Source organism: Phocaeicola sp. RTP21198st1_B8_RTP21198_201120 (genome assembly GCF_040929485.1).
GTDB classification, from domain to species: Bacteria; Bacteroidota; Bacteroidia; order Bacteroidales; family Bacteroidaceae; genus Phocaeicola; species Phocaeicola dorei.
This window is the reverse complement of sequence record NZ_JBCOCI010000010.1, coordinates 23,594-36,247: the sequence shown is the minus strand read 5'-3', so window position 1 is coordinate 36,247 and position 12,654 is coordinate 23,594. Positions and strand designations below refer to the sequence as shown.

General features: G+C 37.8%; 7 protein-coding genes. All 7 read right to left on the bottom strand.

All coding sequences use genetic code 11. The features are described from left to right. Positions 1-15: 15 nt before the first annotated feature. Positions 16-1,704: a RagB/SusD family nutrient uptake outer membrane protein gene (locus AB5935_RS06955; protein WP_007840592.1), complete on the bottom strand. Its 1,689-nt coding sequence runs from the start codon at positions 1,702-1,704 to the stop codon at positions 16-18. 18 nt (positions 1,705-1,722) lie between these two features. Next, a complete protein-coding gene (locus tag AB5935_RS06950; RefSeq protein ID WP_007840591.1) occupies positions 1,723-5,022 on the bottom strand; it encodes a TonB-dependent receptor in 3,300 nt (1,099 codons plus the stop codon). Positions 5,023-5,077: 55 nt separating this feature from the next. Then, a complete protein-coding gene (locus tag AB5935_RS06945) occupies positions 5,078-6,010 on the bottom strand; it encodes a FecR family protein (protein WP_007840590.1) in 933 nt (310 codons plus the stop codon). A 70-nt stretch (positions 6,011-6,080) separates the two neighbouring features. Then, the gene (locus AB5935_RS06940; RefSeq protein ID WP_007836468.1) at positions 6,081-6,644 is read right to left on the bottom strand and encodes an RNA polymerase sigma-70 factor; all 564 of its coding nucleotides are present in this window, start codon (positions 6,642-6,644) and stop codon (positions 6,081-6,083) included. Between the two features lie 64 nt (positions 6,645-6,708). Further along, a complete protein-coding gene (locus tag AB5935_RS06935) occupies positions 6,709-8,256 on the bottom strand; it encodes a pectinesterase family protein (RefSeq protein ID WP_244057999.1) in 1,548 nt (515 codons plus the stop codon). Positions 8,257-8,291: 35 nt separating this feature from the next. Then, positions 8,292-10,838: a hypothetical protein gene (locus AB5935_RS06930; RefSeq protein ID WP_038611282.1), complete on the bottom strand. Its 2,547-nt coding sequence runs from the start codon at positions 10,836-10,838 to the stop codon at positions 8,292-8,294. 192 nt (positions 10,839-11,030) lie between these two features. Continuing rightward, the gene (locus AB5935_RS06925) at positions 11,031-12,638 is read right to left on the bottom strand and encodes a DUF5060 domain-containing protein (RefSeq protein WP_007840587.1); all 1,608 of its coding nucleotides are present in this window, start codon (positions 12,636-12,638) and stop codon (positions 11,031-11,033) included. Positions 12,639-12,654: the final 16 nt, after the last annotated feature.

Sequence of the window (12,654 nt, the reverse complement as noted above, 5' to 3'; positions counted from 1 at the left end):
TTTTACAAAATTACTTTATTTTGTATATCCGGGATTTTGAGTGAATTCATCTTTATTAGTCACCGCATCCAATTGATTTTGGGGTATCGGACGTAGCATATGATATTCTTGAATATTATCTTTTGCATCCATATTATGCAACTTAACGTATTCAACTAACTTTTTAGTTCGTTTTAAATCAAACCAACGTATTTGTTCTCCACACAATTCCCTAGCCCTCTCATCTAAAATAAAATCGATAGTCAGTTCCGATTCAGTAATTCTCATGTCATTTTCTTTACTTGGTATTGCACGTTTCATCAAAAATTCATTCATCAAATCCACTGCTTCCTGTTTATTCGTTTGCAGCATCGCTTCGGCTGCAATAAAATACATTTCCGGCAAACGAATGACAAATGCATCCCGTTGACACCAATCCTGATTATAAACCGCCGTAGGATCGGCAAACTTATGCATTTCTACAAATTGCGACCTTAAGATAGCTTTACCTTCCGAAGTGTACACGTCATTAACATCCAGCAAACGATACCGCTTTGACGCCCATACTTTTTGTGAATCAGTAGCAGCCGTTTTCATGATATATATGGCCGTATCTCCTGTAGCCATTAAAGGATAAACTTTTAAATCACTCTCAGATAACGGATTCTTGTTTGCGTACCAGGCATCTTTAAACGTCACTTTATAACGCTGATCTATATTCTCATTATATAATTGCAGCAAATACCTGGACGGCATATATCTTTGGAAAGGACGAGCATTCAAGACATCGCGTTCCATTCCGGCTTCCTTATCATATTTCATTACAAAATCAACAATCCCTTTATTACCCGAATTAGTAGCAGTAGCATCAAAAGCATTATTTTCTAATTCTGAGTTGGTGTAATTTATAGAAAAAATTGCTTCTTTGTTTGTACCTCCATCACAATTGGCAATATCCCACATATCACTATAATCAGTATAGAAAGAATAGCGTTGACTATTGATAATATCCTTTGCCAACATAGCGGCCTCAGCATAAAGCGAAGCCTCGCCCGTTGCACAAGCTCTGGTCAAACAAGCTCTTGCTTTAAAAGCTTTAGCTACATCCTGAGTTATTCTACCATCTGTTGATTTGCCTGGTGCCAGTTGATTGACAGCCACATCTAAATCATCAAAAATAACTTTATAAAAATCTTCTACAGACGAACGGTGTGCTTCAGTAACAGCACCCGTTATAGGTTCTGTGTTCAATACCACGTCTCCCCAAGTTTCTGTTATCAACCACAAATAGAAGGCTCTCCAAAACTTAGCCTGGCCTTCAAATGACTTATTTTCAGCTTCGGTCAATACTTCACTTGGCAACAAAGAAATAGTCTGATTACAAGCACTTAATGACAAATAAAGATTTTTCCAAACATTTCCGATAGTTGATTGGGAGCCATTTAAGTCAATAGTATAATCAGCCAATTGATTTGCTTTATTATCTCCCCCACGCAAAAACAAATCAGTACCAGATTCTGTCATACCAAAACCATCTTCCTGACCATAAAATGTCCTTGCACCCGAATAACAGGAATTCAACGCACTCTCTATTCCAACTTTCGTTTTCATAAATGGATCCGTTGTCAATCCACTTTTATTAGTTTCTTCTAGAAAGTCTTCACAAGAGACATGACATAAACAAAGAAATAATATGCTTATATAATAATAAAATTTTGTTTTCATAATGATCATAATTAAAGATTACAAACTAAGATTGATGCCAAACAACACTTGCTTCGCCAATGGAAAGTCCATACTTCCATTGCTTTCCGGATCATAATTCGGGAAATCCGTGAAGGTAATGAAGTTATTCAAAGAACAATAAATACGCAACTTCTGCACCATCATTTTGGATGTCCATTCTTTAGGCAGTGTGTATCCCAATGTAATATCTCGTATTTTCACAAAAGAAGCTTTACGGAATGCCAATGAAGACTGTAACAAATAGCTGTTCGTTGAATAACCACTATTGGGACGAGGATACTCATTGCTAGGATTCTCAGGTGTCCAATAATTTACAGGTGCGCTATTTTCCAACGCACTTGGCTTGTATAACTGAGTATAGGCATCTTTTACATATTGTCCGATACGACCATAAATAAAGAACATTAAATCAAAATTCTTATAGGTGATATTATTAGTTATACCAAACGTATACTTAGGAACTCTTGAAAAAATAACCCGGTCATCCGTAGAGAAAACGCCTTCACCTTCAGAACCTTTAGGTGACATATCTGCCACTTTAATATCCCCTGGCTTAAATCCTCCAAAAGCCTTGGCCTGAGCTTCCTCACCTAATTGCCAGATACCAATCTTTTTATAATCATAAAAAACTTGAGTAGGAGAGCCAACAAACCAAAGATTACCTTCATCACGCGTTACACCACTATTTAAAGCTTTAATTTTTTCACGATTCAAACTATATGTCCAATCCGTATTCCAACTAAAATTTTTATTTTGAAACCAAATTGTATTCAATGTCACTTCAATACCTTTATTTTCTGTTTTACCTATATTCTGCATAACAGATGCATATCCAGTAGAACTAGGCAATAAACTTGGAAGTAACAAATCCGAGGTTTGTGAAATATAAGTATCAATTGTACCAGATATGCGATTTCTTAAAATTGAGAAATCCAGTCCAAGATTCCATGTCGATGTTTTTTCCCAAGTCAAATCTTTATTTGCAATCTCGCTAGGATAATATCCATAAACACTACTACCAAATGTATATACTGATTTTTTAAGTCCTCCTAAAGTAGCATAAGCATCAATTGCACTGTTACCAGCAACTCCCCAACTTAAACGTAATTTCAAATTACTAAAAATATCTTGATCAGCCATAAAGCCTTCTTCTGAAATACGCCACGCAGCGGATGCTGACGGGAAATACCCCCACTTGTGCCCCTTCGCCAAAACGGAAGATCCATCAGCACGCAAAGAAGCTTGGAATAAATAACGTTCATTAAACTTATAATTCAATCGTCCAAAGAAAGAAACCATTTGCGTCTCAATCAATTGACTGGCATTTTCTTTTGAATCAGCATTTGCTCCCAGATCGTGGAATGAAGTCAGAGCAGAAGCTTGGTTAGCTCCACTAGCCAAAACCTTTTCATATCCATAAGCAGTGGTACTACTACCAATCATTGCAGTTAGTCCATGTTTCCCAAATGTTTTGGAGTAATTCAGTATATTCTCCCAAGTATAACGCCAATCGTTATCCGCCTGAACAGAAGAGGTAGATTTTACACCAAGATTAGCTACTGTATTTTTATCTTTATAAATACCTTCCCGACTATCTGTAACATCAATGCCAATAGTGGATTTAAAGAAAAAATCTTTCAGAATATTCACATTCAAATACCCCGAAGCAAACATACGTTTCGTACGAATATTATCCTCGTAAGCACCCGGCTGCTCATCACATAAAGGACTGAATGCAGAACTATTTCCAGGAGCAGGGTTTAATATAAAATTACCATTATCATCATAAGCTCTGCCTATACATGGTATTTTGTTAGCCAAATTCAATGGATTCTGTCTCTTATCCTGATCTTTAAAAGTATATGAAACATTCACACCCACATTGAAAATTTTATTTATCTTATGATCAAGACTAATACGACCATTATAACGTTTCAATACATCATTTTTCAACAATCCTTTATCATCTTGAAAACCAAATGATAATGAATAAGATGTTTTCTCCGTACCACCAGACATACTGATTTCATAATTTTGGGTAATACCGGTACCCAACAATAAATCCTGCCAATCAACCCAATAACCTTTTTCCAAATACTCCAATTCTTCTGCATTGAAAATCAAAGCATCATCCATATATTGATCCGGCGCTGCTGAATTAGTAGTTCTATAGGCCTCTCTCTTTAATTGAGCATATTCTTCTCCATTCATCATACGAGGGTATTTAGCCTTATTTTTAATAGAAACATAAGCATTAAAATCGATTTTCGTCTTTTGTCCCTTGGCTCCGGATTTTGTTGTAATAATAATTACACCATTAGCTCCTTTCGTTCCATAAATAGCTGTAGATGAGATATCTTTCAAGACTTCAATAGACTCAATATCAGTAGGATTAATATCAACAAATGATCCGTAATCTATACCATCGACCAATACTAACGGATTATTGTCAGCTTTAAGAGAACGATTACCACGCATGGTTAATGAAATAGAGGCTCCGGGCTGCCCGCTAGATTGTGTTATATCCAATCCCGCTACTTTACCTTGCAAAGATTTCAACGCATTGGTAGTAGGAGTAGATGTAATATCCGCTGGTTTTATAGAAGATATAGAACCAGTCAAATCACTCTTCTTTTGAACACCATATCCAACCACTACCACTTCATCCAAAGATTGAGTATCATCTTTCATCACAATGTTTATGACAGACTGTTTCCCGACTTTTATCTCCTGAGTAAGATAGCCAATATAGGTCACCATTAATACATCATTCTCGTTTACATCAGCAAGAGAATAATTACCTTCAAAATCAGTAATGGCACCATTAGTCGTTCCTTTTACCAATACATTTACTCCAATCATAGGCTCACCTGCATTATCTACTATTTTTCCTTTTATCATAGTAGTCTGTCGTGTTTCATCCAAACCGATACTTTTATGAGTAGTTGAAATTAAAATATGATCTCCATCAACTTGATACGTCATATTGGTACCTTGAAAGATTTTATTCAGAATAGCATTTATATTTCCATTCTCTATCTTTATACTTACTTTGTGTTTAGTATTCACCTTATCATTTAACACAAAAAGATAAGATGACTGGCTCTCAATCAAGTGTATCACTTGTTCCAAACTTTCATTCTTACATGAAATAGTGATACCTTCGCTCCGATCTGATGCTTGTACGTACACTGAACTAAATGACACACATAATAGCAACAAGACTGTTTTCAGTAATCTCACAATAGACCACCGACTTATTGGCCTATCACATACGTTTAAATAAGTTGTTTCCATGTTATTAGATTTTAGTTTTAAAAAAAATATAGTTGTGTTTTATGTATTTGAACCTCTATTTGATATAAATAATTTGTTTGTCCTCATCCTGCTCTATAGTAAAAGGAGCATCTTTCTGCAATAACCTTAACGCATTAATAACCCCTCTACTTTGTCTAAATTTTCCTGTATATTTATAATGTTCCACCTCTTTATTTTGAACAACAATGCTATCTCCAAAATATTTAGTAAAAGTTTTCATGATGTCCTTAAATTTTGCGCTTTTTATACAAATTAATCCCTCACGCCATCGGTACTGGTCATAATCGTGGATGGTTTCCAAATGAATTTTTCCATTTTTATGATAACATACCATTTGATCAGGTTTCAAATAAATATTGTTACCTTTTACTCTGACACGAACTTTGCCTTCAAACAAAGAAGTCTTAAATACATCAGCGTTAGAATAAGCTTCCAAATTAAAATGAGTACCGAGTACTTTGATTTCTCCTTTTGAAGTATGTACATAAAATGGCTTATTTTTATTGGCCGATACTTCAAAATAAGCTTCTCCATCCAACTTTACTTTACGATTATTTGTTGCAAAAACAGAAGGATAACTAAATTTCGTATTAGAATTAAGGCACACAAACGTACTATCGGGTAAAATTATGTTTATTCTTTGACCGGCAGGAACAAGTATGGTTTGTAATACCTCTGATTTTTTCACCAATTCCTGATACTTATAAATAGTAACAGACACAACAACCAAAAGAACAACCGCAGCTATCTTTACGGTATAATTAATTAGCTTATATAACAACGGGGCATTTTCTTTTTGAGACAGTTCCTTTTTATCTACCAACAAAATACCTGCATCAAATATTTTCTTTTCACGACATAATGTCTCATAATTATCCGGTGAACTTTCAGCCCATCGTTTAATAGCTTCTTTCTGCTTGTCAGATGCTTTGCCTGCAAAAAAATGATACAACGATAATAAATTCATTTTCTTTCCATTATTTACTCTATAAGCACATGAGAATGGAAATACCCTAAACGAAAAACAAAAAAATTTGCTAAATTAGATAAATCAAAAAAGAAAGATAGTCTTTGAGGACAGCACGTAGAGCTTTTAATGCCTTACTTATATGATATTCAACGGTTTTTTGATTCACAAATAACTTTTTAGCTATTTCAGGGTAGGATATATCTTCATATCTGTTCATAAAAAAAATCTGTCGAGTTTTTGATGGCAATTTTTCAAGCGTATGATTTACAATCTCTTGCACCTCATTAGTATACAATTCACAAGGATCACATGCCGATAATGCTGATATCTTAAAATCCAATTCCCATAAAGCAAGTTCAGACAAAGAATTATTCTTTTCATAATGAAAGCGTTCCTGTCTTAAATAGTTCAAGCATTTATGCTTTATAGCCGTTAAAAGATAACTTAATATATTCTCATCGTTCTTTATATCTCTTCGATGTTCCCAATAATAAGCTAAAGTGTCCATCACAATATCTTCAGCTATAGAAATATCGGGAATATAAGTTTGCGCAAAACGAATAAACCGTAACCTGTAATCAGTATATAATTTATTAAAAGTTTCTGTTTCCAACTTTAATAGATCATCCATATCTGTTTCCGGTATTTAATTAGATACCTCAATATTCGATGCGCAAACTTATCTCCACTAATTATTACTTCGTCCCATTTATACAACTATCCGGCACCCAGCCTTTCAAAACAAAAGCAGGGTTCCGATAATTGTTAATCAGCTCTGTATCTTTATCTTTTGTCAGCTGGCGGGAATATGGATGACGTTTGGATACATCAACCGGATTTCCTGTCACCATATCACAAGTATTATACTCGTACATTTTAGCAGTCTTCGCTCCAATAGAACTCCAGCCTTCAGGAATTATATTTTTCACTTTACAATCTATCAAGACAAACTCTGCATCAGGATAGGCCGAACCGTGGTTACTTTTAGTACGTCCGTAATCCGCCTGTTTACCATCCTCCGTAGAAAAAGTGCATTCAACAAACACATTACCATGATTGCCCGCCGTATTTCTTACCCATGAGAAAGGGCCGCCACCATTACGGAAATTACTTTTATAAGCAAACAAGCTGCCACGTCCTAAAATAGTATCACCACCACCATCCAACTCACAAGATTCCATATAGATTGTTCCATTCGCCTGCAATGCATCTCCTGAACCTATAATATGTACACGGTATAAAGCAATCCTTTCTCCATTAATCAACAACCCTTCTGCCTGACCTTTTAAATCTGTAGCAATGGTCATATCCTCAATGACTATATCCTTGCAATTATCAAGCATGAAAGCCGCCCGACGGGAAGGAAATGTACCGGGCCACTCATTGGTTTTCACAGTCAGCGGATGAGGATTAAAGACTTCATTATTTGCATAATGTACTTTAGTATCGGCCATTCCTGCTCCTTTAATTTTAACATGCCATTTATTTCTTGTATAGACCAATTCTTCATAATCACCGGGATTAACTAAAATCACAGTCTGTTGTTCATTAAAATCAGGAATAAAATCCAAGGCTCCCTGAACTGTATTAAAGTCTCCTTTTCCTGCAACATCCACAATCAATGTATCTGAAAGTTCCGGCATGTCAGATTTAGTAGTGAAAACCCACTCATCTTCTTTAGTGACTCCTTGAAAACTGCCATCAGCTAAATTTAACACACCATTATCTATAGTCACATAGTAAGTATGCCCATATTCCAGCATATTATTGTGTAGATAAATAGTAGCTATAGAATCACGCACGATGACGGGATAAAAATGAAAGGCATCCGTAAATCCCCCTATAATAGTAAGCTGGTACACAGGAGGAGTAGGTTCCGCCGTTCCCGAAGGAGTACCCGGACGAGTATCTTTATTGGTAGGCATAACGGTACGAGTATAGTCATAAGGCACTTTTGTATAATCACATTCCGGACCATACGTACGGCTCTCCGTAGGACCAGGTGGGATACTCAAATCCAAACTGTCCACCACTTGGTCAGTAACTGCGTCATAAACCCGTATCATACCGGAATCTCCAAGGACAGGAGTCTCGGAAAAAGTAAGAACCAAATGAGTGTCCGGATTGACATTTTCCGAACCGGAAGCAGGAAAAAGTGTTGCATTGACCTGCCCTGTCTGATTACACGCCATTATAAAAGGAACTGTGGCAATCATACCTAAAAACGATTTTAATGTAACCATAGATTCATCAGTATTAAATTCAAGTTTTAATCACTCTATTCCCATTCCACCTTCATATAGTGCAGCATCGTTGTACTTTCACCACAACTGCCCGTATGCTGGATACCGGTGCCCCCAAAAGTGTTCGAGGCTATATCCGCCTCCAAATCTACCGAAAGTTTCAAGTTCGGATCTGTTACAGGCGCCGGAAGCGGAGTTGTTGTTGAAGCGTGTGCCGTCAATTTTCCTCCTTTAGCAGTCAATGTCAGAGTACAATTTGTACGATAGCAGGTAGAAGACACCGGTTGACTGATGGCCTCAGCCACCCCGTTCTCATATTTCATCAAAATAAAATCAACCGCATTACTATACTTGGTCGTACGAATGATACGCAATGCATATCCCGTTAAAGTACGGGTATCAAACTTGATATACAAATCCAAATACTGTCCTGTTGCACTACCAAAACCTTGTCCTGCTGTTTTACTGGCATCCACATTCAAGGTTATTGCCATATCTCCATAGCTGCCATCCAATGGAGTATACAGCAAACGGGCTCCTTTCTGATCTTGCAACAAACCGGTTCCGTGAGAACCATTCATTCCCGGCCCATAAATCCAATAATCCTTATCCGGAACTACCTGCCAATCGTATGCTGCCGTATCCAAAGGCTTATATCCACCAATCGTCCAAAATCCCGGTAAAAGTTGTGGTTGATTCTTACATGGAAAGTTCTGAAAATCCGTTTCAAATATATGAGCAATATTCACTTGTCCTTTCTTTATCGGAGAGTTGGAAACAACAATCTGTTCTTTCCCCGGCACACAACGCAAGTGTTTGGGAGCAACCGCTGCCATCAGATAATAACCGACATCTTCTTTTACCAACGTATAGGAGTATTCCGGTTCATTCAAGCGAGATACAGAAACCGGAAGTCTATTGGCTCCATTTTTGTCTGTACATCTATACCAAGTTATCAATGATTCATCTTTACGCCCATTCAATTCTAAAGCATAACTGACAGTAGCTACTCCTTTAGTGATATTCATCTTTGGAGTTTTCGTAAACGAAGGAGCCGGCACATAATCGGGAGCAACCGTAAGCTCTGTCGCACATTCCAAACCATCTTCTGTATAGGCTATCACAGTGAAATGCTTTGTTTCATCCTCCACATTAGTTGCCTCGACAACACATTCATAACCCTCGGAAGTGGATAATTTCACCTCCTTTTCGTAACCCTGTTGTACTTTCCACTTCACGGGAACATTATTCAGTACATAGTTACAATGCCTTTTTACTGTTGCAGTCAATCTGACCGTCCGGCCACCTGTTTGGATGGAAGCCGTTAAGGGCTCTACAGAAAGACAAGAGGGCATCCGAGTATAATCCCTTCCATCTCGCTTACCTATAGCAATAACACGGTCTTTCACCCGAAGAGGATCCCAGTCATCCTCTCCTCTCAATAAATTGTAAGTATTATAAACTACCTCTTCATTCTCTTCCAGCCGGAAAGCTTTCAGTTGATTCAGCTGATCCATGCAAACCGTATTATAAGGCTTGTCAGCCCCAATTACATAAGGTTGCCCGTTCTGTTTCACATTGTATTGGTAACAACGCAACCAATCTGTGGGATCATGTGTCCAGCCCGCATAAACCGGCTTCTTCGAATGATAACGGCAATCGACAATACTTAATGGTCCGACCGACTTACAAAAATATTGCCGATCTTCCTCATGACATACATAAAAGTCACAGTTCAAAAATACAGCTCCGCCCATATCACTTCTCCAAAAAGGTTTCTGACCATAAAAATGAAGTGTACAATCCAGATAAACCCCTGTTCCGGTCAATGCGTCATCCGTACTTTCCATGTGGCATTTATTAAAAAGTATCCGATTGGCGCCATTCAACGGATTCATGTTCAAGCGGCTGATGAAATGTACATTATCCGCCACAATCTTGTCGCCATGACAATAAGCGACATGTGCCTGAGTGATGGCAGACATTCTTTTCTTCCTGCTTAATTCCTTCTTCAGAGGGTATTCCAAATCGACATTACAGAAATTCCCCATAGTCAAGTCCTTTACTAACAGACCGTCTCCCCAAAAATCAAACATGGTGAAATTACCGACAGCCCCCTGTGTCTGTCCACGTCTGGATGCCAGGACTGTATTTTCAGGATGAGTATTCAATCCGATAATATGGAGATAAGGGCATTTAACAACCAAGCCGAACGGTTCACGGCCGTCTTTACCAACACGAATAGCAGGGTCATCTGGATCATCAATCCAATAAACGTATGGAGCCAGATAGACTTTCATTGGTTCCGCTTCCGTACCAGCTGAGAAATTAGCGGCAGCTTTATTGAAACTATTAAAAACATAAGGATTATCCGCCACTTCTCTATCGGACAACTGCCCATCAACAAAAAATGTTTTCGGACCTAAAATAATTTCTTTATCTGCATAACGAAGGCAGTTCCCTTTAAATTCTATAGGTTGCGAAGGATCTAACGAACTATAATTATCAAGACTTTGTGCTTTTAACAGATGTCCCCATACAAGCCAGCACAAGACAAAAGCAAGAAAATGTAAATGTTTCATTTTGTATAGATTAAGATTTGTTCTAATACAAAATTAAACGAGAAACAGAGGACAGAAAGGTAAAAATTGGTCTATTATGTGCAAATTTTGAATAATGTGCTAATTTGCCAATTTGCTAATAGGCCAATTGACATGTAAACATAGCGGAACCAAACGGCAATTAGCATATTAACAAACTAACACATTCATAAATTATTCTACTTCAGTTATCCTTAGCAGCAGATAAGGACTTGCAGGCAGTCTTACTCTTCCTTGATTTTTATCATACACCCTATCCTTTACAGGAGCAGTCGTTTCAAAAACGACAGGCCATTCGGCTATCGTCATGTTCCAAGTATCAATGACTTCCACTTTAAAACGTACTCCTTCTTTCAAACGTGGATAAAAAGCGTTTTTTACCGGTAAATCAAATGCCCATTCCGGTTTTATTTCCTTGCCCAGATAAATCATATAATAATTCTCTCCGGCAGTCGAAGTATAAGGGTCCCAACTGCTATCACATAAATGTAGAGGATTAGGGAGTGCATCCAAAATCTGTCTTGTAAAGCCAATGCGCTTCCAGGATTCCCCTTGAAAAGTTCCTCCCACAGCCAAAAAGTCACGAGAATAATCTTTAGGATCATCCATATAACATTCTCCATGAGTCACGTAAGTCCCCACAATCAATCCTTGCCACAAGCGATAAAGGTATTCCTGACCGCTCAAGCTTCCCCATCGGTTATCCATATTACCCTCATAACATACCTCATCAAAAATAATCGGTTTCTTATAAATGTTCTTCACCGTAGCCGCTCTTCCAAATCCCTCCACAGGTGCCTGGTCCTGTATACTGGCATGAGTGTATTCAGGTTCCCAATATTTATAATACTTAGCTGTATAAGTATGAATGGAGCATAAATGGGAATAAGGATCATTCCCTACTACCGTATGTGTAAAAGTATCCCAATATTCCGGTTTTAATTCTCTCAAAAAATCATATTCATTGGCCAATGACCACCAAATATTGCGAAATGAACTCATACGGGCTGTCAGATACTTCAAGTATCGGACACCGGCTTCCAAAGGCATTCTGTCAAATCCCCAACGGCCACCATCATAAGGGTGGAAAAGAATCAAATCAGCCTCTACTCCTATTCCGGCCAATTTATCCACACATGCTTCCACATGAGCAAAATAAGCAGGATTGAAGCGGGTGAAATCCCATTCATACACAGGTTTTCCCTTTTCATCCTTTGTTATCTTCTTTATCTCAAAAGGAAACATGGAGGGTTCAGGATAATCCGGATCAAAGTTTTGCACAAAAAACAGCATCCTGATTTTATTGAACTTGGATAGCTCCAATGATTTCACTGTCTGATCAGGCTGGTTACCTGCCACATGCATCCAATCATAAGAAGTAGTTCCAACTGGATAATAACGCGTTCCGTCAGCATATTTAAAATTATAAGTTCCATCCACTTTAACTGGGCCATGATTTCCTTTACCCGGAGCAATACATTCTATCCGCCCTTTCACCTCATTCAGCACCGGAATCTCACTCTGCGTCACGTACGACCATACTCCCTGGTTCACAGGCATAAAACGAATTTTGAAGGTATCATTTCCGTCATAGAATCCACGTACAGTCAATGTAGTATCCGGTCCGCTAAACGTTGCCGTAAGCTCAATATCAAAAGGGTTCCCCTTTACTTTGGCAGGCAGGGAGATTTCATAACGTCCCCAACACTCCACCTTATCTTGGGCAAATCCACCGGAAATCCCAAAAAGCAATAACAATAAAAAAGAGCAGCAATATTTCATAAGCAATTCAATCATT

Coding starts and splice junctions, on each gene's coding strand:
- AB5935_RS06955 (WP_007840592.1), bottom strand. CDS start 1,704: ATGAAAACAAAATTTTATTATTATATAAGCATATTATTTCTTTGTTTA.
- AB5935_RS06950 (WP_007840591.1), bottom strand. CDS start 5,022: ATGGAAACAACTTATTTAAACGTATGTGATAGGCCAATAAGTCGGTGG.
- AB5935_RS06945 (WP_007840590.1), bottom strand. CDS start 6,010: ATGAATTTATTATCGTTGTATCATTTTTTTGCAGGCAAAGCATCTGAC.
- AB5935_RS06940 (WP_007836468.1), bottom strand. CDS start 6,644: ATGGATGATCTATTAAAGTTGGAAACAGAAACTTTTAATAAATTATAT.
- AB5935_RS06935 (WP_244057999.1), bottom strand. CDS start 8,256: ATGGTTACATTAAAATCGTTTTTAGGTATGATTGCCACAGTTCCTTTT.
- AB5935_RS06930 (WP_038611282.1), bottom strand. CDS start 10,838: ATGAAACATTTACATTTTCTTGCTTTTGTCTTGTGCTGGCTTGTATGG.
- AB5935_RS06925 (WP_007840587.1), bottom strand. CDS start 12,638: ATGAAATATTGCTGCTCTTTTTTATTGTTATTGCTTTTTGGGATTTCC.